Genomic DNA, 24,096 nt, shown 5'->3' on the forward strand with positions numbered 1-24,096 from the left:
GCCCAGGTTCCGTCAATAGATCGCCGGCCCGTCCGAAGCCGGATGCGCCGGCGCCGTCAGCGGCAGGTCGAGCACGAAGCTGGTGCCGTCCTGCGCGCTGCTGAGCACCGTGATCTGTCCGCCCAGCAGCGATGTGACGATGTTGTAGCTGATCGACAGTCCCAGCCCGCTGCCGCCTTGTCCCAGCTTGGTGGTGAAAAACGGATCGAAGATGCGCCCCAGATGTTCGGCCGGGATGCCGCCGCCGTTGTCGTGGAACTCGACCAGCACCCGTCCTTCGGCCGGCATGGCGGCGGACAGGCGCATGATGCCTTGATGGCCCGGCGCGAAGGCGTGCAGCAGCGCGTTGTTGATGAAATTGGTGACCACCTGGCCGAACGGGCCGGGGTAACTGTCCATCCCGATCGCGTCCGACACGTCCATCGCGATGCTGTGGTTGGCCGCGCGGATGCGGTTCATCATGGTGGCGATGATTTCGTGGCACACCTGCTGCAAGTTGAAGAAGCGGCGCTGTTCGGTGGTGCGGTCGACCGCCACCTGCTTGAAGCTGTTGACCAGGTCGGCCGCGCTGATCAGGCCGCGCAGCACCAGCGCCGAGGCCTTTTGCGAGTCGGTGATGAAGGCGGCCAGCTCCGAGCGGCGCAGGCCCGGGCCATTGAGCAGCGCTTCGATTTCGGCGGTCTTTTCCTGCATGGTGCTGGCGATCAGCAGGCTGTTGCCGATCGGGGTATTGAGTTCGTGCGCCACGCCGGCCATCAGCGAGCCGAGCGCGGCCAGCTTTTCCTGCGACACCAGCTGGGTCTGCGCATCCTGCAACTGGCGGTAGGCCTCGGCGTTATCGAGCGCAATCGCCCCGTAGGCGCACAGGGTGCGGAAAATCATGCGCTCGTTCTCGCCGTAGGCGTGCGACTGCGGCGCCTGCACCGTCATCACGCCGATGGCGCGCTCGCCGACGGTCAGCGGCACGAACAGCGCGCTCATATTGACCATCGTGCCCGGCACCACCTTGCGGTGCTCGGCGTCGGGCCAGTGCTCGATGTAGATTTCGCGCCGCTCGTCGAGGCAGCGCACCGAATAGGCTTCGCGCTTGGCCAGGGGAATGGCGTGGTTCGGCAGCTCGCGGCCCAGCTCCACCCCGAACGCGCGATTGAGCACCGCGCCGGCGGCGTCGATCAGGTAGATGGCGAAGGTGCTGGCCGTGAGCAGGCCGTGGATGTGGCGGTCGAGCGCCTGGAACACGGCGGCCGCGTCCAGGTGGGCGGTGATCTCCTGGCCGATGGCCGACAGGCGCTCCAGGGTGGCGCTGGTGCGCTGCAAGACTTCGGCGCGGCGCGCCTCCGATTCGGCCAGCTCGCGGTGGTGATAGCCCTCGCTGCGCGCATGTTCGGTCTGGTGATGCACCTGCATGGCGATGGCGCGGTTGGTCGCTTCCTGGCTGTGGGTTTTCTCGCGCGAGCCCGACGCCGCCAGCGCCACCTCGTAGGCGCGCGCGTAGTCGCCGGTGGCCGCGTATTCGCGCGCCATGGCGTCGTACAGGTCGCCCGGCACGGTGTAGCCTTCGATGGTCGATGCCACCGACAGCGCCTGCTGAAGGTAGTGCAGCACCGGATTCGGTTCGACCATGCCCGCCGGCGCCGGCAGCGCGTGCTGGGCGTGGATCAGGGCCATCACGCGCAAGGCGGCGATCTGGTTGTAGGCGTAGCCGGGGGCGGCGGCCATGGCGGCGGCGTCGGCGGCCACTGCGATGGCATCAAGCGCGCGGCCCATGTGCGAGAGCGCATGCGCCTGGCCGCGCCGCGCGATGCTGCGAAAGTCGGACTGGTCGAGCGCTTCGGCGCGCGCCGCCAGGCGGGTGAAGGCGTCGAGCGCGCCGTCGTAGTCGCCCTGGTCGAGCGACAGGTCGCCCAGGTATTGCAGGGCGATGGCGTAGCTGCGCGCGTTTTCCAGCGGTTTCAGGATCACCAGCGCTTCCTGCAGCATGTCGTGGGCGGCGTCGAGCTGGCCGAGGCGGCGCAGGGTGTCGGCGCTGTGCATCAGGCAGGCGCCGACGCTGCGCGGCCAGCCGGTGGGGCGCGCCAGTTCGAGCGCGCACTGGACCCATTCGAGCGCCGAATGGTGGTCGTTAAGGATGGTGAAGTCCTCGCCGATGTTGGTCGCGGCGGTGATGGCGGCGCGCACCTGGCCGGTGTCGAGCGCCGATTCGTAGCAGCGCATGTAGTGGCCGGCGGCGGCGCCGAAGTCGGCCGCCTGGCTGGCGGCCAGGCCATGGAAGTCGTTGACCCAGGTGGCCAGGGACGGGTGCAGGCGCGCGCTGTCGGCGTCGAAGCGCTGGCCCCAGCGGGCGATGGCGGCGCCGGGGTCGCGCAGCACGGCCCAGCGCGCGATGGCCGCTTCGGCCAGGTCGCAGCGCAAGGCGTCGCCGCCGGCGCGGGCGCTGGCGGCGGCGGCGGCGAAGGCGGCGTCGCTGGCGTCATGGTCGCCGCGGTCGACCGCGATCCAGGCCAGCAGCCAGTGGGTGTCGGCGCAGCCGGCATGGTCGTTCAGGAGCGTGAAGCGGGACAGCAGTTCCTGCGCGTGGGCGCAAGCCAGGTCGAGCGCGCCGTCGAGCCATTCGCATTCGGCGTGCAGCAGGTGCATGCGCGCTTCGAGGCTGGCGCAGTCGCTCGGGGGCAGGTCGGACAGGGGGAGCTGGGAGAGTGCTTCGCCGGCCAGCATGAGGGCGCGCGCCGGGTCGCGCTGGCGCAGGTGCCAGGCCAGCGGCAGCAGCACCGGCAGGCGCTCCATGCCGCGCAGCGAGGGCAGCGCAGACTCCCATTGTGCGACGTTGACATCGACGGTGAACATCTCCATTGCCGGGACCCCTTTACGATGGTGTTGCCATTGTATGCCGAAAAGGGGGCGACGGAGCTAATGCTTGCGTCGACGCTAAACGGTGCGCAGCCTGCCTGTCGTTCCTGCTTGTGCGGGAAGGCAGTTGTGTCAATGGCAGCGACGCTGAGCATACTGGTTCGGTGCTGGACGCGATCAACGTGACTCGCCCCGGATGAGGACTTCCTCGCACATGTCCGACCAGCCTGCGTGCCGCGACACCACCGCCTCCGGCGTCTGTCAACAACGTCGCTGGCAACGCGGCCGCTTGTTGCGCCGCGCAGATGCGCGCAGTGCTTGGGGTTGTTGAAAATCGTTAAGTACACGGCGGAGCCTTGTCCCTATTGCCGGGCGGCTCACTGCGGCAAACTGTCTCATTTCACTGTCTTGTTCTGTCTCGTTCTGTCTCGTTTTGTCTCGTTTGAACCAAGGCCCAGCGCGGTTGTCCAAACGAGACAAAACGAGACAAAAGGAGACGGAAACGGACCCTCAAACGAGACAACTTGCCGCAGTGTGTCCGCCGGCAACAGGGACAACACTGGCGCATCTGGTTTCCTACCTGCATGCACGCGGCGACGATATGCCGGTCGATGAGGCCCTGGGCATGGCCATCGACGCCTGGCTGGCCGCCGACCAGCTTCGTTTGGCAGGCGGCGCAGTCAACGGTTATCAATGGAAATGCCTTTTCTTGCCGGACGGTAGCCATGTTCGCATGAGATGCAAGGGACTGACCGAATACGCCGTCGTGACGGGCGACAGGCTCTTGTACCAGGGACGTAGCGTATCGCCACGCGGCATGACGCTCGCCATTGCGGGCGAGGGACGCAACGCGTGAAGTGCGCTGATGGTGCGCCGACCGGGCGATGCAAACTGGCAGTACGCATCGGTTTTGCGCGCACGCATCGAACGCAGCGCGCGCCAGGCGCCGCCACCGACACAAGCGCAATTGCAAGCGCAGCCGCAGCCGCAGGCGATCACCCACGCCGACAGCCTGGTGACCGCCGCACGTTGCATGTCGGATGCCTTGCGCAGCGCGATGGCGGTGGTGGACCACATGAACGCGCAGGCAGCGCGGCAGCAGGACGAGCGGCGTCGCGGGAGATGTCGCCGCGAGTCCGACAGGCACCCTGACGATGTCGCTTTCGAGTGACGACCTCGCCCCGCCACCGCCCCCCCGCCACCGCCAAGCTGCAGCCGGCATGCGCCCGCACCATGATGACATGGTCGAGCGCTGATCCGTCGGACACACCCTGGCGGAAACCGGGTTGAGGTAGTGGCGAGAACGGGGCGCTGGCCGATCAGTACAAGGTCTGCGCCGACTCGTGCAGCAGCTGTCCGTACAGCGTGTGGCGGAATTTGGCGATTTTGCCTTCGGCTACGGCTGTGAGGATCGCGCACTGCGGTTCGATCAGATGGCGGCAGTTGTAGAACTTGCACCCGCCCAGATACGGCCCGAATTCCACGAACGCGCGTTCCAGCATCCCTTCGCTCAGGTGATACAGCCCGAACTCCTGGAAACCCGGCGAATCGATGATCGAGGCATGCTCGCCCAGCGAATACAGGCGCGTGAAGGTGGTGGTGTGCTTGCCGGTGTCGAGCGCCGCCGAGATTTCGCGCACGGCGATGTCGGCGTCCGGCACCAGCAGGTTGATCAGCGACGACTTGCCCATGCCCGACTGGCCGATGAAAATCGACGACTCCCCCTCCAGCAGCGGCATCAGGGTGGCCACCGCGTGCTCGGGATTGGCGCGCGCCGATACTTCATGCAGCCGATAGCCGAGCGAGGTGTACATCAGCAGGCGCTCGCGCGCCTTGGGCAGCAGGTCGGCCACGTCGGTCTTGTTGAGGATCAGGTGCGCCTCGATGCCGGCCGCTTCGGCCGCCACCAGCGAGCGCGAAATCAGGTCGTCGGCAAAGCCGGGCTCGGTCGCCACCACGATGAACAGGCGGCTCAGGTTGGCCGCCAGCAGCTTCGATTTGTACTGGTCCGAACGGTACAGCAGGGTCTTGCGCTCGGTGATCGATTCGATCACGGCCTGGTCTTCCGAGGTCATCTTGAGGTTGACCACGTCGCCCACGGCGATGTTGGTCTTCTTGCCGCGCGTGACGCATTGCAGCTTGCGTCCGGCCACGTCGGCCAGGTAGTGGCGTCCGTGGGCGGCGATGATGATGCCGGTCAGGCCGGCCGGCGCCGGTGCCGGTGCCGGAGCGATCTTGCCGCTCATGCGCCGCCCCGCTGGTCGTACAGCGCATTGGCCCTGGCCGCGCAGATGAAGTCGTTGTCAGACAGCGCGCCGCCGGCCGAATGGGTGTTGTAGCGCACTGCGCACTCCTTGTAGGTGACCGTCAGTTCCGGATGGTGGTCCTGATGGTGGCTGATCCAGGCCAGCGCGTTAACGAAGGCCATGGTGTCGTAGTAATTCTTGAATGGGAAGCTGCGCTGCAGCTTGCCGTCGGCGACGCTCCAGCCGGGTACCTGCGGCAGCAGGGCGGCGATGGCGCCGGCGTCGAGGGCGGCGGCTTGGGCGCGGCAGGTTTGCGCGAGCAGGGTCATCGGATTGCCAGGTTGAGTTGATGGATGCGGATGCTGGCCGGCGGGTGCGAGTCGTAAAAGGTCGAGTGCAGCCGGTCCGGCGTGAGCGTGGAAGCGTTTTCTTCGTACATCTTGACCAGCGCCGAGATCAGGTCGCGCGCGTCGGTATGGGTGGCGGCAAAGGCGTCGGCTTCGAATTCGTGCTTGCGCGAGCTGATCGAGGTCAGCGGCGAGAGTACGAAGGTGAACACCGGCAGCGCCAGCATGAACAGCAGCAGGGCCACGGCGTCGCTCGGCACGCCCGGCAGCGGATCGAAACCGAGGCCGCTGTAGAACCAGGTCTGGTTTTTCAGGTAGCCGAGCAGGGCTAAAAAGGCCAGCGACACGACCGAGCCAATGACCATGCGCTTGAGGTTGTGGCGCAGCTTGAAGTGGCCCAGCTCGTGCGCCAGCACCGCTTCGATCTCGGGGCCGGTCAGGCTGGCGACCAGGGTGTCGAAAAACACCACGCGCTTGTTGGCGCCGAAGCCGTAGAAGAAGGCGTTGCTGTGGCCGTTGCGCTTGGAACCGTCCATCACGAACAGGCCCTTGGCGGCAAAGTTGACGCGCGCCATCAAGCCTTCGATGCGCTGGCGCAAGCTCTCATCTGTCAATGGAACGAATTTGTTGAATAGCGGCATGATCAGGGTCGGAGCGATGACCATCATGATCAGCTGGAAGGCGATCCAGACCAGCCAGGTGTACAGCCACCAGAGGTCGCCGCTTTTCTCCATCAGCTGCAAGACCACCCAGATCAGCGGCAGGCCGAGCACCAGGCCGAGCCCGCTGCTTTTGAGGGCGTCGGCGATCCACAGGCCCAGGCTCATCTTGTTGAAGCCGAAACGGTGTTCGAGCACGAACTGGCGGTAGTAGTCGAACGGCATGTCGAGCACGCCGCTGACGGCGGCGAAGGCGAGCAACAGGGCAATCTGGAAGCCGATACCGGCGCCGGTGTGCGGCAGCAGGGCGATGGCCAGCCATTGCAGGCCGCCGAGCAGGGTGAATCCGATCAGCACGGCGCTGCTGAAGACCAGGCTGATCAGGCCGAAATGGATCTTGGCGGCGGTGTAGTCGGCCGCCTTCTGGTGCGCTGCAAGGGGGATTTTTTCGGCAAAATCGGCCGGCACCGCGCCGCGGTGGGCCAGCACGTGGCGCAATTGGCGGGTGGACAGCCAAAAGCGCAGCAACAGGCTCAAAATGAAGAAAGAAACGAACAATATCGAAAACGCGAGTGAAGACATTCTGTGCCTGTGAGAAAATGCAGGATTGTTTAGGCCAAGAGAGAATTATGTCACATGCCACTGATTTAGCAGCACCGGCCGCGTTAGCGCGCCCAAATGAGTTCAACCTGGTTTGGGTGGACATGGAAATGACCGGCCTGGAGCCCGATACCGACCGCATCATCGAAATCGCGGTCGTAGTCACCGACATGCACCTGAACATCCTGGGCGAAGGCCCGGTGTTCGCCATCCATCAGTCGGACGAAACGCTCGACAAGATGGATGCGTGGAACAAGGGCACCCATGGCCGTTCCGGGCTGATCGAGCGGGTCAAGGCATCGACCGTCACCGAAGCCGAAGCGGAAACGGCGCTGATCGCCTGGCTGAAGAACTACGTTCCCGCCGGTAAGTCGCCGATGTGCGGCAATACCATTTGCCAGGACCGCCGCTTCATGGTGCGCGGCATGCCGAAGCTGCAAGATTTCTTCCACTACCGCAACTTGGATGTGTCGACCCTGAAAGAGCTGTGCAAGCGCTGGAAGCCGGAAATCGTCAGCGGTTTCAAGAAGCACCAGAAGCACACGGCGCTGGCCGACATCATCGAATCGATCGAAGAGCTGCGCTACTACCGCGAGCATTTCATCAAGCTGTAATCTGCGTTGCCCTCAGTCCCGGCCGTCCTGGCCGGGGCATGCTTTCCCTTCCTGCTGTCTCTTCCTGCGGTCTCTTCCTGTTGTATCGCCGCCGCCGCGCCGCTGGCGGGCCCAGGTACATTTAGACCGGGCGTGGCTTTTTCCTCTAGAATGATCTTTACGCAACAGCGATGGGATCTTGCGACATGAAAACTGTGACGATGCGGTCCGGAAGCGTCATCCCCGCGCTCGGACAAGGCACCTGGAACATGGGGGAAGACCCGGCGCGGCGCCAGGCCGAGATCGGCGCGCTGCAGCTGGGCCTGGATCTGGGGATGGGCTTGATCGACACCGCCGAGATGTATGGCGAGGGCGGGGCCGAGCAGGTGGTCGGCGCGGCGATTGCCGGACGGCGCGAGCAGGCGTTTATCGTCAGCAAGGTCTATCCGCACAATGCCGACCGGCGCGGGGTGCGGGCGGCGTGCGAGCGCAGCCTGCAGCGGCTCGCGACCGACCGCATCGACCTGTACCTGCTGCACTGGCGCGGGGCGGTGCCGCTGTCGGAGACGCTCGACGCCTTCGACTCCCTCAAAAAAGACGGCAAGATCCTCGATTTTGGCGTGAGCAATTTCGACCTGGGCGACATGCTCGAGGCCGAGGCCTTGCCGGGCGGGCGCGCGATCGCGCTCAACCAGGTGCTGTTCAATCTGGTCAAGCGCGGGATCGAATGGGATTTGCTGCCGTGGTCGCGCAAGCAGGACATGCCGCTGATGGCGTATTCGCCGCTGGAGTCGGCCGGCCGCGAGCGTGCGTTGTTGTTGACCAATCCGGCCCTGATGGCGGTGGCGCAGCGGCATGGCTGCACGGCGGCGCAGATTGCGCTGGCGTGGCTGCTGCGGCAGGACGGGGTGGTGGCCATTCCCAAGGCGGCCGATCCGGCGCATGTGCGCGAGAACCGGGCGGCGGCCGACGTGGTGCTCAGTGCGTTCGATCTGGAGGATCTGGATCGGGCGTTTCCGCCGCCGGCCAAGCGGCAGGCGCTGGCGATGCGCTAGCTTGCAGCGCGCATTGCCCAGTACGGCAAGACCCTACCCAAGGAGAACGACATGGTCACGATCGTGCGTGTTGTTGGTGAGCGCGGCAAGGAAGTCGGCTCGATCCTGTGGCGCTGCGTCTACAGCTTCAGCCTCACCTTGCTGTGCTCCGCCGGCCTGGCCTTGATCCCCCAGGGCGCCGAGTCGCTGCGCCTGGTCAGCCATCCCGGCTGGACCTTCCCCATATTCATCTTCGCCGTCGCCAGCTGGTCCACCGCCGCCTGGTACAGCGCGCGCCTGACCCTCGGCCGGGTGTTCGACGGCACCTCGCTGCTGGACCGCAGCGACACGCCCTTCGTCAACAGCATCCGCATGTGGCTGCCGCGTTTTCTCGGCATCGTGCCGGCCAGCGTGCTGTCGATCCAGTTCCAGCGCATGGGCCAGCCGGTGCTGGCGCTGGCCTGCTTCATGACCGCCTTCGCCATGGGTGTGTTCGTGGTCAAGCGGCGCGCCTGGTTCGCCTCGCGCTTTCGCGGCGTCGAGGGGCAGGCCAGCACCATCCGTTTCGAATCGCTGCAACAGCGCACCGTGCTGACCGTCTCGATCGCCATCGTGCTGACCTTCCTGCTGCTGCTTGCGGTCTGGATCTGGCCGGTCGAAGTGACGCGCCTGGTCAGCGCCCCGGCGCTGCTGTGCTTCGCCTTTGCCAGCTGGATCCTGTTCGGCGACCTGGTGCTGACCTATTACTTCAAGCAGGCCAGATTGCCGTCGATGGCGGCGCTGCCGCTGCTGCTGTTCATCGTGTTCAGCCTGTGGAACGACAACCACCAGGTCAAGCTGCTGCCCACGAGCCCGGGCGATCCGCCCGTGATCCGGCGCCCCATCGACGCGCATCTCGACGCCTGGCTGCAAACGCGGGTCGACAGCGGGGCGCTGGTGCCGGGGCGGCCGTTCCCGCTGTTCGTGGTGGCGGCCGAAGGCGGCGGCATCCGCGCCGCCTACTGGGCCGGCATGGTGCTGGCCAAGCTGCAGGACGACAGCGAGGCGCGCTTCGGACGCCATCTGTTCGCGCTGAGCGGCGTCTCCGGCGGCAGCCTGGGCAGCAGCGCCTTCGCCGGCCTGGTGGCCGACGCCGGCGCCGGCGGCCTGGCCAGCGCCCCCTGCGCGCGCAGCGCGCGCGACGGCGCCTACCAGGCCTGCATGCGCAAGGTCTTGCAGCGCGACTTCCTGTCGCCGGTGCTCGGCTATGCGCTGTACCCGGACATGCTGCAGCGCTTCCTGCCGTTCGCGATCCCGGCGGCCGACCGCGCGCGCGCGATGGAAACGGCCTGGGCGCAGGGCTGGGAAAGCGCCACCGGCAACACCCGCTTCGCGCGCCGCTTCGACCAGCTATGGGCCGCCGACCCGGCCATGAACGTGCCCTCGCTGCTGCTCAACGCCACCCTGGTCGACGGCGGCAACCGCATCATCGCCAGCGACCTGATGATCGACGGGCGCTTTCCCGACGCCTACGACGCGCTCGACCCGCTGCTCGACCTGCGCCAGATGAGCCTGGCCACGGCGGTGCACAACAGCGCGCGTTTCAGCTACATCAGCCCGGCGGGCACGGTGTCGGCCTGCCGCCAGGGCCAGGCGCTGGCGGCCTGCGCGCCGGGACGCGAGCGGCGGCCGTGGGGAAGGGTGATCGACGGCGGCTATTTCGAGAACTCCGGGGTCGAATCGGTGCGCGACCTGCTGTTCGCGATGCGTCCCAAGCTGGCGCAGTGGCGCGAACGCGGTTACGACATCGACCCGGCCGTCATCGTCATCAGCAATTCGCCGGACGCGATCGCGCCGTCCGGCAAGCAGGATCCGGCCAACGCGCGCATGGACACGACCTTCCTGTCGGAACTGCTGGCCCCGCCGCTGGGGCTGTTCAACACCCGCGCCGCGCGCGCCACCTTTGCCGTGACGGCCGAGCTGCGCGACATGGCCGTGATCCTGCCCGCCGGGCCGGAACGTTTTTTCTGGTTCGGCATGCATTCTGCCAACGACACGCCGCTGGGCTGGGCGCTGGCGAGCGCCACCTTCGACGGCATCGATGCACTGCTGGGGCCGCCGCATGAAGGCAAGCTGCCGTTCAAGACGGTGCTGGCGCGCTTGCCGCCGCCCTGAACTGTGCCGCAAGAAAGAATTGTCCGCTTACGTGGGGTGGCGAACGGAACGGTTGGCGGGGAAGGGTTATTGTTGTGTCTCAGACAAACAGGAGGCTCTATGACCAAGCACACCAACGATCCAGCCGAGCAGCAACAGCGCGAAGACCAGCAGGTTCAGCAGGACGCTAGCAAGAACCGCCAGCGTGCCGAGGCTGAAGAAGTCGCCGGCAAGCACAAGAACGATGGCGTCAAGGACCACCAGGGCGCCGACAAAGGCCCGCGCGGCCAGTAAATCGCCCGCGTAGCAAGGTGATCGGCCCGGTTTGCGTTCCTTGGCGGGAGCGCAAGCCGGGCCGATCCGCGTTGCTGGCAGTGCGATCAAGGCGGTGCCACGGGCATCCAGGCGCCGCTACCCTGGGCACCCGACAGCGCGTTAAACGCCGGCACCAGCAGCGGCGGGACCCCGATGGCCGGGGGAAGCGCCATCAGGACCAGGGCCAGCAAGGTCAAGCCGGCGAGGGCGCGCGACAAAGACAGAAAACTGCTCCTCGTGATGCCCGGCCGCAGCACCGACAGCGCCGGTTTTGCCGGATGATAGTGAACCGGTACCTGCTTGCCCACGCACAGCAGGTCGTCGTACGCGTGCGCAAACCCTGGCGAGCCGTACAGTTTTTCCAGGCCAAAGGCGATCCGCGCGCCGCCGTACGCGCTGGCGCCGACCGAGAACGCGTACGCCACATCCGGGCAATAGCCTCTCGGCCCATCCTCATCGCGCCGCTCCAGGATGCTGGCGCGGGTGATGCGGGCCAGCGCCGTCGGCCAGCGCGTGCTGCGCCACGCAGTGAGCACAATCCCCAGCCCGCGCAGCGACAGCAACAAGTTTGCCCCCATTCCCAGCAGTACGACGCCGTACACCGCTTCTTTCCACATGGGCTTCCTTGTTGACCGCAACGCTCGTTCATTAATGTGCATCAGGAAACAACGCAATCTTATCCCTCATTGTTTGAACCATCAAGACAGCGTGGCCGATCGGCCGCAAACGCACCATTTCCGCCCGTCAACCGCACGAAAATAGTGCACCTCTGCACCTTTCTGGCTCATCTGTGATGTAATTGCAGCTTCGCCGCTCTTGTTCACCGCTCATGTCCGACCCGCGCGCCGCCTGGCTCACCGCTTTGTTACCCCCGCCCAACAGTGCCGGTCGCCTTGAACAATGGCGCGCCAGCGTTGCCGCCTTCCTGGCGCTGATTCTCACCGGCGCCCTGTGCACCTGGACCGGCGGCGCCTCCGGCTTGTGGCTGATCGCGCCGATGGGCGCCTCCGCCGTCCTGCTGTTCTGCCTGCCCGCAAGTCCCCTGGCACAGCCGTGGGCCGTGATCGGCGGCAACGTCGTCTCGGCCTTGGTGGGCGTGGCCTGCGTCAAGTCGGGCCTCGCGCCCCAGATCGCCGCGCCGCTGGCCGGCGGGCTGGCGATTGCCGCCATGTTCGCGCTGCGCTGCCTGCATCCGCCGGGCGGGGCGGTGGCGCTGACGGCCGTGCTGGCCGGTCCCGCCGTGCACGCGCTGGGGTTTGGCTTTGCCTTGATGCCGGTGGCGCTCAACTGCGTGCTGATGGTGGGCGGCGCGCTGCTCGTCAACAACCTGAGCGGTCGGCGCTATCCGCACCGCCAGCAATCGGCCATGCAGAACGTGCACGACACGGCCGACACGGTGCCCACCGCGCGCCTGGGTTTCCGCAGCGCCGACCTGGACGCCGTGCTGGCGCGCTACGACCAGGTGCTCGACGTCAGCCGCGACGACTTGGAGGGCATCATCCTGGCCACCGAAACGGCGGCGTACGGACGCCGCTTCGGCGTGATCCGCTGCGGGCAGATCATGTCGACCGACGTGGTGACGCTCGAATTCGGGACCGCGCTGGCCGACGCCTGGGGGCTGATGCGGCATCACCAGGTGCACGCGCTGCCGGTGCTGAACCGGGCGCGGCGGGTGATCGGGATTGTGACGCAGACCGATTTCCTGCGTCACAGCGACCTGGACGTGTACAGCGGACTGGGACAACGCCTGCGCGCGCTGCTGCGGCGCAGCGGGCTCACGCATACGGACAAACCGGAAGTGGTGGGGCAGATCATGACGGCCAGGGTGGCCACGGCGCATGTGCATACGCCGATCGTGGAACTGGTGCCGATCATGGCCAACGCCGGCCTGCACCACATTCCCGTGATCGACGCCGAAGACCGGTTTGCCGGCATCGTCACCCAGTCCGACCTGGTGGCGGCGCTGTATCAGGGCCGGCTGGCGGAACTGGGCGAACTGGCGCCGGCGGCGTAGGAGCGGGTAAGGAGCAGGCGAATACGACGCTGTTTACTCGGCGACCGGATCGGCGCCGCAGCACTTCTTGTACTTCTTGCCGCTGCCGCAAGGGCACTCGTCGTTACGGCCGACTTTCGGCTCCTCGCGCTTCAAGGTGGTCACCGGCGCCTTGCGCAGCGGCACCCAGAAACGGTGGATCGCCGGCAGGTTGGCCTGGATATCCAGGGCCAGCTTGTGGCCTTTCATCGGCGTATCGACTTCCTTCAGCTCTTCTTCCTCGATCTCGTCGGCGCCGAGCAGGTAGATCGGGCGCATGAGCGGCTCCAGGTCCGATTCCCAGATCGGATCCCACGAACCCGGGCGCAGTTCCATGCCTTCCCAGAAACCCCAGCACCAGGCTTCGCCGTCGAGCAGCATCGTGCCTTCGTGCTCGGCTTCGCAGAACAGCGGCTCGAATTCCTTCGGCGCGACTTCGAACGTCACCAGCACTTCGTTCATGAAACGCATGATCAGCTCGATGATGCGCTCTTCTTCCTTGGCGTTCTTGAATTTGGGGACGCTCTTTTCATCCTCGCCCCACACCTTCGGCAGCCATTCGGCCGGCATGATGGTTTCCGGGCCCATCGCCACGGCGGTCAGGTAACCGTGCAGGGTGTCCATGGTCATGGCGTCTTCCGCACTGCGGTCGGACAGGAGGAACTGGTCGAGTTCGTCGAATTCTTTTTCTGAGAGGGGCTGGTCGAGTTGCATGGCGTGCTCTTGTATTGATCGTTGAAGCCGCTAGTTTAACGCGTTCGCGCATCGGGACGTACTGTTAAATGCGGCGCGCCGTACAATAGCGGCCATGACGACGCCATTTCCCGCCCCCGACACCCCCGCCACCCACCCGTTCTCGCGCCTAGGCCCGGAATGCGTGCTCGACGCCTTGGAGAGCGTCGGCCTGCGCGCCGACGGCCGCCTGCTGGCCCTGAACAGCTACGAAAACCGCGTCTACCAGGTCGGCATGGAAGACGAGGCGCCGGTGGTCGCCAAGTTCTACCGCCCCGAGCGCTGGAGCGACGCCGCCATCCTGGAAGAGCACGCGTTTGTGGAAGAATTGATGGAGCGCGAAATTCCGGTCGTGCCCGCGCTCACGCTGGGCGGGCGCACCCTGCACAGCTTCGGCGGCTTCAGCTTTGCCGTGTTCCCGCGCCGGGGCGGGCGCGCGCCCGAGCTCGACGACCCGGCGGTGCTGGAGTGGACCGGGCGCTTCATCGGCCGCATCCACGCGGTCGGCGCCCTGAAAAGCTACAGCGAACGGCCGGCATTGACGCTTGACACCTTCGGACGCGAACCGCGCGACTACCTGCTGGCCAACGACTTCATCCCGCCCGAACTGCTGGCCGCCTGGACCAGCGTGGTCGACCAGGCTTTGGAGGGCGTGCGCCACTGCTACGCGCGGGCGGGCGACTCAGCCGGGGCCCAGCTGCGCCTGCACGGCGACTGCCACGTCGGCAACGTGCTGTGGACCCCGGACGGCCCGCACTTCGTCGACTTCGACGACAGCCGCACCGGACCGGCCATCCAGGACCTGTGGATGCTGCTCTCGGGCGAGCGGCGCGACATGGTGCGCCAGATGAGCGACATTCTGGCCGGCTACGAAGACTTTGCCGATTTCGACGAGCGCCAGCTCAACCTGATCGAAGCGCTGCGCACCCTGCGCCTGATCCATTACTCGGCCTGGCTGGCGCGGCGCTGGAACGATCCGGCGTTTCCGGTCGCGTTCCCGTGGTTTAATACGCAACGTTACTGGCAAGACCGCATCCTCGAACTGCGCGAACAGATCGCGCTGATGGATGAACCGGCGCTGTGGTAACGCTCCTGTTGAGCAAAGCGCCGAATTGACCGGCTTTTCCGCGTCTGATCCGTGCGCCGGGGCGGGCGCACCTGACAGATAATCAAGGTCAGGCCTTCCCATGCCGGGACGGTAGCCCAAGCGAGAACAAGATGGAAACCACACCAGCCCCGCACGACGACGCCAACCTGACCATCGCGCTGCCGCCCGACGGCGCCGCGGCCCAGGCTGGTGCTGTGCCCCCGGCCGCTGTGTCCCCGAGTGCCGAAGCCGCTCCCGACCGCGCCCAGTCCGAAATGCGCGCCATCCACGAAGCCATCGCCCGGGTCGAAGCCGAAGCCAAGGCCTCCTGCGCCGCCGAAAGCCGCGCCCACGCCGAAGCGCGCGCCCGCGGCCTGGCCGAAGAACGCGCCGCCAGCGACGCCGCCGCCGCCGCCGCCGCCCTGCAAAACGCCCAGGCATCCGAAGAAGCCATCGAAGCGAACCGCGACCGCCTCGAAACCCTGCGCGCCGCCGCCCAGGCCAGCCTGGAACGCCTCGACGCGGTGCGTCAAGAGACCGCCGAACTGCGCGCCCGGGTCGAAGCCGACACCCAGATCAAACTGGCCGCCGAAACGCGCCTCAAGGCCGACGAAGAAGCGCGCCGCCGCACCGCCGAACAAATCGCCGCCGAAGCGGCGCTGGCCGAACAAGCCGCGCGCGCCACCGAAGCGCTGCTGGCCCAGACCGAGCAGGCGCGCCTGCAAGCGGTCGAACGGGTCGCCGCCGTCCACGCCGCCCAGGAAGAAGTGCTGCACATCGCCAACGCCGACGCCCGCATGACCACCCTGGCGCGCGAACGCGAGCGCCAGGCCAAGGGTGCGCGCCAGACCGCCGAACTGCTGGCCGAAGCCGAATCCGAAGCGCTGGAACTGACCGTCCAGCGCGAAAAAGCCGACCAGATCGCGCTGGCCTCGGCCTTTGCCCGCGCCGTGGCCGAAGCGCGCGCGCTGGAAGAAGCGCGCGCGCTGGCGCACATCGAACAGGAACGCGAAGCGATTGCGATTGCCCAGGCCGAGTCCGAGCGCGTGGCGGCCCAGTCGATCCACCTGCGCCTGCAATCGGAAAAAGAACTGCGCGACGCCGCCGTGCACCGTGAGCGGCTGGAAAAAATGGCCGCCGCCGGCGCTTGCGCCCGCCGCGACGCCGAAGCGCGCATCCTGAGCGCCACCGAAGAACGCATCGAGGTCGACAAGCGCCTGCGCGAAGTGGCCCTGGCGCGCGCCAAGGCCGAAGCCGACGCCAGCGCGCTGGTGCAAGCGAAGGTCGACGCCGAAACCCTGGCCACGGCGCAGGCGAACGAACGCGCCCTGGCCGACCAGGCCGCGACCGCCGCAGCCCTGATGGAGGCCGACGAACAGCAACGCGCGCGCGCCCTGGCCGAAGAACGCGCCAGCCTGGCCCAGGCAACTGCGGATTTCGCCGCCGCCCGGAACGCATCCGAACAAGCCGCCGTGGCCGCGATCGCCGAACAGGTCGAACTGCAGCGCCGCGCCAGTTCACTGGCTTGCGCCAAGGCTGCGCAAGCGGGGGCGCTGGCGCAAGCCGAACAAGCCCACGCCGACGCCGCGCAGGCCGCGCTGGTCAGCCTGCAAGAACGGCTGGAGGCCGAAACCCGCGCCGCCGGCGTGGCCCAGGCGCGCGCCGACGCCGAGCAGATGGAGGCCGTGCTGCTGCGCCAGAAGGCCGATGCCGAACAGCGCCTGGCCGAAGCGAAGCAAATCGAAGTCGACGCGCTGCGCGTGCTGGCCGAACAAACCGCCATCGACAGCGCGCAGGCCGAAGCCGCCGCCGACGCCATCGCCGCCCAGGCCCGCGTGGCGCTCGAACTGGCGCAAGCCCAGAGCGCGCGTGCCGAAGCAGAACAGCAGGCGCTGGCCATGGCCGAACAGGCGCTGGCGCTGGCCGCCGACGCCCTGGCCCACGACACTGCCCGCGCCGACAGCGAGCGCCGCGCGCTGGCGCTGGCCGAACAGCAGGCCGCCGAACAGCGTCAACTGGCCGAACTGGCAGCGGGCACCGAGCAAGCCCGCCGGCGCGAAGCGGAAGCCACGCGCCACCTGGTGCAGCAAGCCGAAATCGAAAGCGTGCAGGCGCAAGCCGCCGCCGACGCCATCGCCGCCCAGGCGCGCGCCGCGATCGACCTGGCCCAGACCCAGAGCGCGCGCGCCATCGCCGAACAGCAAAAACTGGCGCTGGCCGAGCAGGCCGTGCTTGATGAACGCGCCCGCGCCGAGAGCGAATCGGCCGCCCTGGCGCTGGCCGAACAGATGGCCGCCGGCCAGCGCCAGATGGCTGTTGCCGCCGCCTACGCCGAGCAGGCCAAGCGGGTCGAAGCCGACGCCACGCGCGAACTGGTGCAGCAGGCCGAGATCGACAGCGTGCAGGCGCAAAGCGCCGCCGACGCCGCCGCCGCGCAAGCGCGCGCCGCCACCGAACTGGCCGAAGCGCAGCGCGAGCGGGTCCGCTCCGAACAGCAAAAACTGGCGCTGGCCGAAGAAACGCTGGCGCAGGAACGCGCGCTGGCCGACAGCGAACGGGCCGCCGTCATGCTGGCCGAACAGACCCTGGCCGCCAAGCGCCAATTGGCGCTGGCCGCCAGCGGCGCCGAGCAAGCCCGCCGCACCGAAGCCGAGGCTGCGCGCGTGCTGGCGCAACAGGCCCAGGTCGAAACCGAGCAGGCCACGCGCGCCGCCGATGCGCTTGCCGCGCAAGCGCGCGTGGCCACCGAGCGCGCCCAGGTCCAGCAAGTGCGGGCCGAGGCCGAACAGCAAAAACTCAAGCTGGCCCAGGAAGCGCTGGTGCTCGAACGCGACAGCGCCGAGGCCGAGCGGGCCAGTGTCCAGACCGAGCGCGCCTCGCTGGCGCTGATCGAACAAAAACTCGCGACCCAGCGCCAGCAACTGGCGGCCGACCAGCGCGCCGAGCAAGCGATTGCGGCGCGGCTGGCATCCGAGCAGGCGGCCAGCCTGTCGGCGCGCACGCGGGCCGAAGCCGAGCACGAAGCGGCCAGCATGGCGCGCCAGTTCCAGGTCGCGCAAGAAATCGCCGCCCTGGCCGCGCAAGACAAGCGCGACGCCCAGCGTGTGCTGCTCGAGAGCGCCCAGGCGCAAGCCGACATGCAGCGCAAGAGCGCCCTGACCACCAAAGAAATGGCCGACGCCCGGCGCGAACTGGTCGCTCTCGAAGCGCGCAGGCTGGAGGCCGACACGCGCACCCTGATGGTCACGCGGCACGCGATCGACGACGAAAAACGCGAGAGCGCCACTGGCGCGGCGCAGCGTTCCACCTCCGCCACCATGACGCACCAGGTGCTCGGACGCCTGACCGCGCCGAACAAGGGCTGAGGCGTTTTCATGGCGCTTGCAGGAAAACGGGTGTGCCTGACGGCTTGCACCTGGTTAAGGTAAGATCGGCGGCATGACGATACCCAAGCTGCTGCTGTCCACCTTGTTAGCGATCCCGGCGCGATTGCAGGCAGCCGAACTGGCGGTACTGGTCGACACCAGTACCGAGATGCCGATGGCCCGCTTCGAGCGCGGCCGGCTGGCCGAAGGCATCCACAAAGATATCGGGCAAGCGCTGGCTGGCGCCATGGGACGTACCGCCGTGTTCGTTGCGCTGCCGCGCAAGCGCATCGTGCGCGCACTGGAAGACGGCAGCGCGGACGTGCTGTGCAGCTACGTTCCCGAATGGCTGGGCGGCTCATTTCGCTGGAGCCAGGCGTTCATTCCCATCACCGAAGTGTTGATCACTGCGCGCAGTGCGACGCGGCCGCGCGTGGTGGCCGACGTGGCCGGGCAGCCGATCGGCACCGTGCTCGGCTACTCCCATCCCGAGCTCGACGACATGCTGGGCAAGGGATTCATCCGCGACGACAGCGCCAGTTCGCTGCTCAACCTGCGCAAGCTGGGGGTGGGGCGGGTGCGGCACGTGGTGACCGCCAAATTTTTCCTCGACTACCGTCAAAAGCTGGGCGACCCGGTGCTGGCGCTGCACCCGCCGCTGTCGGTCAAGCACTACATGGGCCAGTGCGCGGTTTCGCCCAAGGGCAAGGTCAAGCTGGCCGACGTCGACAAAGCCATCGGCCGCCTGATCGCCAGCAACGCCATCCCCGCCATCCTCGCCCGCTACCAATAGCCGCTCCCCTCCAACCGGGGTCAGAGCTCTGATTAGCAATTTTTGTTCGTTTCTTTTCCTTTTTCAACCGGGGTCAGAGCTCTGACTCGAAACATTGTTAAGCGGACTCAAGCACGTAGCGCCGGCATTTAGACCCTGTTGCCCTCCGTTTGACCACGAACCCGCCGTTTGTGCGCTGTTCGATTTTTTGGATTTTGCAAAATTTCGAGTCAGAGCTCTGACCCCGGTTGGGAAACGAACAAAAGTTGCTAGTCAGAGCTCTGACCCCGGTTGTAGGGGTTTTGAACGTCTGGCGGTGGGAGTTTTGTGGGTGTTGGGCATTTGCAATACAATCGATGGACTTCTTTCAACAGGTGTGTCTTTCGTGACTTCCACTCCCATTAAAATCGCCGCTGCGCTTGCCATCGCGGGCGCGGCCGGGGCGGCCTTGCTGTTTGCCGGGCGTAAGCCGGTACCGGTGACGCCACCGCCGCCGCCCGTTAATAGCGCCGCCGTCGCCGCGCCACGTCTCGATACGGCGCCGTTGACCGCGGGCATGCAGGCTTTGCTGGCCAATTACCGCAAGATCATCGTGCTGCTCGCCGACGAGAAATCCATGCCCGCCAACGAGCGTGAACAGGCGCAGCGCGTCGGGCAGAATCTGTTTCACGAGAACCAGTCCCGCGCGGAATCCCTCGAACGCGAGCTGGCCGCGCTGCTCGCGTCGAACCAGCCGAACCGCTTCGATGCCGTCGCCGATCTGCTCAGCTTTATCGAGTCCGACAAGTCCCTGTTCGATGCCGACCGCCTGGTGTTCCGCGAGCTGCTGCAAGGCTTGCTGGCCGAGGTGGCGAAAGATTCGAGCTTGCCAGCGATTAAGATCCACAAGCGCCTGTCGGAGGATCTCGATGCCCTGGCCGAGATCGAACGCAATTATGAGAAGGAAATCCGCCAGGTCTTCGGCCGCTACGAGTCGCGCGCGATCGAGCTCAAACGCGAGCGCTGGGACAGCTACCTGGCCCACCTCAAGACCCTGTACACGCGCGAGGCCATCCTCAAGGAGCAGGGCGTGGTGATGCCGTATCCGGCCTCGGCCTTGCCGCCCGGGCCCAAGGCCGTGGCCAAGGCCGAGGCCGATCCCAACGAGATCTTCGGCAATTCCCTGCCCAAAAAAACCGTGGTGCTGACCTTCGATGACGGCCCGCACAAGCGCTACAGCGAAGAAATCGCGGCCATCCTCAAGCAGTACGGCGTGCCGGCGGTGTTTTTCAGCGTCGGCCGCAACCTCGGCAGCGTGGACGCCGCCGGCAAGCCCACCTTGTCCGATGGCGCCGCGATCAGCCGCAAGCTCAAGGCGGGCGGCTACACCCTGGCCAACCACAGCTACACCCACGCGCAGCTGTCGAAGGAAACCGGCGCCAAGCTCAAGGCCGAAATCCTCAACACCGACGTGCTGCTCAAGGCCATCGACGCCGGCCGTTCGCCGCTGTTCCGCTTTCCCTACGGCGCGCGCAACAGCGAGGGCATGCATGCGCTCGAAGGCGCGCATCTGCGCTCGGTGATGTGGAATATCGATTCGCTCGACTGGGCCGATCCGGTCCCGGCTTCGATCGCCGAGCGCGTCCTGCGCACGGTCGACAAGGAGGGCCGCGGCATCATCCTGTTCCACGACATCCACGCGCGCACGGTCAAGGCGCTGCCCGCCGTGCTGGACCGCCTGATCGCCGAGGGTTACCAGTTCGCCGGCTGGGACGGGACCAATTTCACCAGCGCCAACACCGCCGCCGCGCCCGCCGACAAGGTGGCGGTGAGCACCGGCTACGCCAATTCCTGGGCCATCGTGATCGGCATCGACAGCTATCCGAAGTGGCCCAAGCTGCAGTACGCGGTGCGCGATGCCCAGGGCGTGCGCGAAGTGTTGATCGGCAAGTTCGGCTTTGCGGCCGAGCGCGTGGTCTCGCTCAACAATGCCGAGGCCACCCGTGCCGGCATCCTCGGCGCCTTCCACGACCGCCTGGCGCATGGCGGGGTGCAGAAGAACGACCGGATTTTCGTGTTTTTCGCCGGCCACGGGGCCACCCGCCAGCTCAGTTCGGGCCGCGATCTCGGCTACATCGTGCCCTACGATTCCGACCCGGCCCAGTTCGCCACCGATGCGATTCCGATGAGCGAGATCCAGAATATCGCCGAAAGCCTGACCGCCAAGCATGCGCTGTTCGTGATGGATGCCTGCTACAGCGGGCTGGGCCTGACGCGCGGCGGCGGCGCCGGTGCCTTTTTGCGCGACAACGCGCGCCGCATCGGACGCCAGATGCTGACCGCCGGCGGGGCCGACCAGCTGGTCTCGGACGGCGGGCCGAACGGCCATTCGGTGTTCACCTGGACTTTGCTGCAGGGACTGGCGGGGAAGGGCGACCTGAACGGCGACGGCCTGATCACGGCCACCGAGCTGGCGGCCTACGTGGCGCCGGCGGTGGCGGGCGTGTCGAACCAGACCCCGGCCTTCGGCAGCCTGCCGGGTTCGGAAGGGGGCGACTTCGTGTTCGAGCTGCCGGTCGAGGCGGAATTCCTGAATCCGCAAACGGCGCAGTTGTCGACCGAGGCGATCGCGCTCAACGCCAAGCTCGACGCGGTACGGCCGGACGCGCCCAAGATGGACGACAAGCCGGGCGTGACGCCGCCGGCGGCGCCGGTCGCGGTCAAGGATTTGCAGGGCAAGGAGCAGAAGCTGGTCACGCCGCTGGCGGTGCCGTCGTCGGCGCGCCAATTGGCCCAGCGTGCCAACGACCGCGGCTTGCAGCTGTTCAAGGAGAAGCAGTACGCGGCGGCCGAAGCCGAGTTCACCGAGGCGCTGAAACTGCGCGCCGACTTTGCGCTGGCGGCCAATAACCTGGGTTTCGTGTACTACAAGCAGGGCAAATTCGCCGAGGCGGCGCGCTGGTTCGACAATACCGTGAAGATGGACCCGTCGCGCGCGGTGGCCTACCGCAACCTGGGCGATGCGCATGCCCAGGCGGGCGACGCGGCCAAGGCCAAGGCCGCGTACCAGACCTTCATGGAACTGGCGCCGGCCAGCGCGGGCGCGGCGTATGTGAAGCAGCAGCTGGAGAAGCTGTAGATCGTCATCGACGCCGGGTGTCAGGCTGCGCGTTGCCCAGCCGTTCTGTCACAAGGTCAAAGGGATACTGCGTAGATCAGTTCTTGGCGCCGCCGCTTGCGCCATGGGCGCAAGCGGCGGCGCTAACGTCAAGCCACTCCCAGCGCCTCCTGCTGCTTCTTGTACCGTAGCGACGACCACAGCGACACCAGAATGAACGCCACGCCCGACAGCCCCGTAAACCACTCTGGAATGTGATAGCGCACGCTGGCGAACATGATCAGCGCCAGGATGCCGATCGCGTAATGCGCGCCGTGTTCCAGGTACACGAACTCCTGCAAGGTGCCCTTGTCGACCAGATACACCGTCATCGAGCGCACGAACATGGCGCCGATGGCCAGGCCCAGCATGATGATCACCACGTCGCTGGTAATGGCGAACGCACCGATCACGCCGTCGAAACTGAACGACGCATCGAGCACTTCCAGATACAAAAATCCGCCGATACTGCCGCGCGAGACCATCTGCCCCAGGGTCGGGTCGGCTTCTTCTTCCTCCAGCAGGGTACTGATCCAGTTCACCCCCACGTAAATGACCACGCCCAGCACGCCGGCCATGAGCACGGAGAGCTTGCGCGCTTCCGGCACCAGGTACATGGCCATGAACGCCGCGCACAGGGTCAGCATGACCGACAGGCTCTCGCTGCCGTATTTACCCACCTTCTCTTCGAGTACGCCGAGCCAGTGAAGTTCCTTCTCTTCGTCGAACAGGAAGTTGAGGAACACCAGCAGCAGGAAGGCGCCGCCGAACGCGGCCACTTCGGCGTGGTTCTCGGTCAGGTGGCGCGAGTATTCGTCGGGCGTGTTGATCGCCATGGTCCACACGTCAAGCAGGCCGAGCCCGGTGGCGACCGAGACGATGACCAGCGGGAACACCAGGCGCATGCCGAACACGGCCACCAGGATGCCGACCGTCAGGAACAGCTTGCGCCAGAAGTCGTTCCAGTGGCGCAGCACCGAGGCGTTGACCACCGCATTGTCGAACGAGAGCGAGACTTCCAGCACGCCCAGCACGGCCGATATCCACAGTGCATTGAGCAGGCCCGGAATGCCGCCGCGGGTGTAGCCCCACCAGGCGGCGACGCACATGAGAATGAAGGTGACGAGGAAGGAGAGTCTGAAATGGCGCATGCGGAAATTCCCTGGGAAAACTTCGAGTCGAATGGCGGGCGCCGGCGGTGCGGCGGTCTGATGTCATTCTAATAGGTTTTCCCGCCCGATGAGCGCTCCGAATGCGTGCGTGCATGCGCCGTTCAGTCGCTGTTGCCGTCCAGGCTGGCCTTGCGGTAGGCGCTCGGCGGCACGCCCACGCGTTCGCGAAAGGCGGTGGCGAAGTTGTCGGCATTGTTGAAGCCGACCATCAGGGCGATGCCCTGCACGTCGATATCGGTGTCGCGCAGCAGGCGCGGCGGCCACGGAGCCGGCCCGGTGCGCGCCGGCACTTGCAGCGTGACCATGCCGGACGTGGTGTTCGCCGGGGTCAGCCCGATTGCGCCGGCCGACGCCTACGCCAGCGCCAGCGGCAACGTCAAATGCACCTGGAACCTGCTCACGCCGACGCCGCCCTATATCGTTTCGGATTACAAACAGCACGAGCGCTGGATTGCCGCACAGTCTCACAAGTTTCTTTTTTTGCATCTCTAATGAATGATCGAGAGCTTTTTTAGATCGCCGTGGCCCGGGCGCGATCTGCGATAATTGTCAATTGCGCAGCAAGGCTGCGCTTAATCGACAACAAGGACTCTGCATGGACATCAGCTACCTCATCACGCCCGTATTGACCTGGCTGGTGGTGGGCCCGATCAAATTCTTGATCAATAGTGCGCGCCAGCGGCGCTGGGCTTTCAATCTGGTCGGGAATGGGGGGTTTCCCAGTAACCATAGTTCGGTGGTGACCAGCATGGCTACCCTGATCGCCCTGCGCGAGGGCATGGATAGTCCGGCGTTCGGGGTGGCGGTGACCCTGGCGTTCATTGTGATGATCGATGCCAACAGCCTGCGCCAGCACGTGGGGCGCCAGGCGGCGGCAATCAACCGGCTGGCCGGCAGCGCCGCCGATCACACCCATCTGCGCGAACGCATGGGGCATACCCTGGTCGAGATCAGCGGTGGGATTTGCACCGGCATCGGGATGGGGTTTGCGGTGTTTCATTTGTTTGAGCGCTTCTAAGTCCTGCT

General features: G+C 66.5%; 21 protein-coding genes. 13 read left to right on the plus strand and 8 right to left on the minus strand.

Annotated elements, in window-relative coordinates; translation table 11 throughout:
- Positions 1 to 12: 12 nt before the first annotated feature.
- Complete coding sequence (locus F2P45_RS08950; RefSeq protein WP_166873065.1) at positions 13 to 2,850, minus strand: ATP-binding protein; 2,838 nt, start codon at positions 2,848 to 2,850, stop codon at positions 13 to 15.
- A 622-nt stretch (positions 2,851 to 3,472) separates the two neighbouring features.
- Here F2P45_RS08950 and F2P45_RS08955 point away from each other — a divergent pair.
- Both F2P45_RS08955 and F2P45_RS08960 read left to right on the plus strand, forming a co-directional pair.
- Positions 3,473 to 3,703 carry a hypothetical protein gene (locus F2P45_RS08955; RefSeq protein WP_166873068.1) on the plus strand — a complete coding sequence of 77 codons (231 nt, stop codon included), beginning with the start codon at positions 3,473 to 3,475 and terminating at the stop codon, positions 3,701 to 3,703.
- 9 nt (positions 3,704 to 3,712) lie between these two features.
- Positions 3,713 to 4,018, plus strand: a complete 306-nt coding sequence (locus F2P45_RS08960; RefSeq protein ID WP_166873070.1) for a hypothetical protein — start codon at positions 3,713 to 3,715, stop codon at positions 4,016 to 4,018.
- Positions 4,019 to 4,166: 148 nt separating this feature from the next.
- Here F2P45_RS08960 and rsgA read toward each other — a convergent pair whose 3' ends face one another.
- Genes rsgA through F2P45_RS08975 form a run of 3 tightly spaced genes read right to left on the minus strand, consistent with a single transcriptional unit; the run spans position 4,167 to position 6,681 of the window.
- A complete protein-coding gene (rsgA, locus tag F2P45_RS08965) occupies positions 4,167 to 5,093 on the minus strand; it encodes a ribosome small subunit-dependent GTPase A (protein WP_166873074.1) in 927 nt (308 codons plus the stop codon).
- The gene (locus F2P45_RS08970) at positions 5,090 to 5,422 is read right to left on the minus strand and encodes a 4a-hydroxytetrahydrobiopterin dehydratase (RefSeq protein ID WP_166873078.1); all 333 of its coding nucleotides are present in this window, start codon (positions 5,420 to 5,422) and stop codon (positions 5,090 to 5,092) included. The genes rsgA and F2P45_RS08970 overlap by 4 nt, the downstream gene beginning before the upstream one ends.
- The gene (locus F2P45_RS08975) at positions 5,419 to 6,681 is read right to left on the minus strand and encodes a M48 family metallopeptidase (RefSeq protein ID WP_166873080.1); all 1,263 of its coding nucleotides are present in this window, start codon (positions 6,679 to 6,681) and stop codon (positions 5,419 to 5,421) included. Before F2P45_RS08975 ends, F2P45_RS08970 begins: the two co-directional genes overlap by 4 nt.
- 47 nt (positions 6,682 to 6,728) lie before the next feature.
- Between F2P45_RS08975 and orn the strand changes: the two genes are divergently transcribed.
- From orn to F2P45_RS08995, 4 genes are all read left to right on the plus strand, one after another.
- Positions 6,729 to 7,313: an oligoribonuclease gene (gene orn, locus F2P45_RS08980; RefSeq protein WP_166873083.1), complete on the plus strand. Its 585-nt coding sequence runs from the start codon at positions 6,729 to 6,731 to the stop codon at positions 7,311 to 7,313.
- Between the two features lie 185 nt (positions 7,314 to 7,498).
- Positions 7,499 to 8,347, plus strand: coding sequence for an aldo/keto reductase (locus tag F2P45_RS08985; protein ID WP_223164698.1), 849 nt, complete (start codon positions 7,499 to 7,501; stop codon positions 8,345 to 8,347).
- A 51-nt stretch (positions 8,348 to 8,398) separates the two neighbouring features.
- On the plus strand, positions 8,399 to 10,480 hold the full coding sequence (locus tag F2P45_RS08990) for a hypothetical protein (protein ID WP_166873088.1): 2,082 nt from the start codon (positions 8,399 to 8,401) through the stop codon (positions 10,478 to 10,480).
- A gap of 99 nt (positions 10,481 to 10,579) precedes the next feature.
- Complete coding sequence (locus F2P45_RS08995; protein WP_166873090.1) at positions 10,580 to 10,753, plus strand: hypothetical protein; 174 nt, start codon at positions 10,580 to 10,582, stop codon at positions 10,751 to 10,753.
- An 86-nt stretch (positions 10,754 to 10,839) separates the two neighbouring features.
- On the opposite strand, the gene F2P45_RS09000 is transcribed toward F2P45_RS08995, so the two are convergent.
- Positions 10,840 to 11,391 carry a DUF3592 domain-containing protein gene (locus tag F2P45_RS09000; protein WP_166873093.1) on the minus strand — a complete coding sequence of 184 codons (552 nt, stop codon included), beginning with the start codon at positions 11,389 to 11,391 and terminating at the stop codon, positions 10,840 to 10,842.
- 212 nt (positions 11,392 to 11,603) lie between these two features.
- Here F2P45_RS09000 and F2P45_RS09005 point away from each other — a divergent pair, with 212 nt between their 5' ends.
- Positions 11,604 to 12,788: an HPP family protein gene (locus F2P45_RS09005; RefSeq protein WP_166873096.1), complete on the plus strand. Its 1,185-nt coding sequence runs from the start codon at positions 11,604 to 11,606 to the stop codon at positions 12,786 to 12,788.
- A 33-nt stretch (positions 12,789 to 12,821) separates the two neighbouring features.
- Here F2P45_RS09005 and F2P45_RS09010 read toward each other — a convergent pair whose 3' ends face one another.
- On the minus strand, positions 12,822 to 13,520 hold the full coding sequence (locus F2P45_RS09010) for a UPF0149 family protein (RefSeq protein ID WP_166873099.1): 699 nt from the start codon (positions 13,518 to 13,520) through the stop codon (positions 12,822 to 12,824).
- A gap of 94 nt (positions 13,521 to 13,614) precedes the next feature.
- Here F2P45_RS09010 and F2P45_RS09015 point away from each other — a divergent pair, with 94 nt between their 5' ends.
- From F2P45_RS09015 to F2P45_RS09030, 4 genes are all read left to right on the plus strand, one after another.
- Positions 13,615 to 14,625, plus strand: a complete 1,011-nt coding sequence (locus F2P45_RS09015) for a serine/threonine protein kinase (RefSeq protein WP_166873102.1) — start codon at positions 13,615 to 13,617, stop codon at positions 14,623 to 14,625.
- Positions 14,626 to 14,756: 131 nt separating this feature from the next.
- Positions 14,757 to 17,990, plus strand: coding sequence for a coiled-coil domain-containing protein (locus F2P45_RS09020; protein ID WP_187367156.1), 3,234 nt, complete (start codon positions 14,757 to 14,759; stop codon positions 17,988 to 17,990).
- A 73-nt stretch (positions 17,991 to 18,063) separates the two neighbouring features.
- Entirely contained in the window at positions 18,064 to 18,783 is a 720-nt protein-coding gene (locus tag F2P45_RS09025; RefSeq protein ID WP_166873105.1) for a substrate-binding periplasmic protein, read from the plus strand.
- 364 nt (positions 18,784 to 19,147) lie between these two features.
- Positions 19,148 to 21,880 carry a polysaccharide deacetylase family protein gene (locus F2P45_RS09030; RefSeq protein WP_370663225.1) on the plus strand — a complete coding sequence of 911 codons (2,733 nt, stop codon included), beginning with the start codon at positions 19,148 to 19,150 and terminating at the stop codon, positions 21,878 to 21,880.
- A gap of 128 nt (positions 21,881 to 22,008) precedes the next feature.
- Here the strand turns inward: F2P45_RS09030 and F2P45_RS09035 are convergent, their stop codons facing one another.
- Together F2P45_RS09035 and F2P45_RS09040 are read right to left on the minus strand one after the other, a co-directional pair.
- Positions 22,009 to 23,049 (minus strand): DUF475 domain-containing protein, encoded by a 1,041-nt coding sequence (locus F2P45_RS09035; RefSeq protein WP_166873109.1) that lies wholly within the window; start codon positions 23,047 to 23,049, stop codon positions 22,009 to 22,011.
- Between the two features lie 122 nt (positions 23,050 to 23,171).
- Complete coding sequence (locus F2P45_RS09040) at positions 23,172 to 23,375, minus strand: helix-turn-helix domain-containing protein (protein WP_308613412.1); 204 nt, start codon at positions 23,373 to 23,375, stop codon at positions 23,172 to 23,174.
- Here F2P45_RS09040 and F2P45_RS09045 point away from each other — a divergent pair.
- Positions 23,374 to 23,562 carry a hypothetical protein gene (locus F2P45_RS09045; RefSeq protein WP_166873112.1) on the plus strand — a complete coding sequence of 63 codons (189 nt, stop codon included), beginning with the start codon at positions 23,374 to 23,376 and terminating at the stop codon, positions 23,560 to 23,562. The two genes, F2P45_RS09040 and F2P45_RS09045, sit on opposite strands and share 2 nt — an antisense overlap.
- Before the next feature lie 103 nt (positions 23,563 to 23,665).
- Complete coding sequence (locus F2P45_RS09050) at positions 23,666 to 24,088, plus strand: divergent PAP2 family protein (protein ID WP_166873115.1); 423 nt, start codon at positions 23,666 to 23,668, stop codon at positions 24,086 to 24,088.
- Positions 24,089 to 24,096 lie beyond the last annotated feature (8 nt).

This window comes from Massilia mucilaginosa (genome assembly GCF_011682145.1).
Lineage (GTDB): Bacteria > Pseudomonadota > Gammaproteobacteria > Burkholderiales > Burkholderiaceae_D > Telluria_A > Telluria_A mucilaginosa.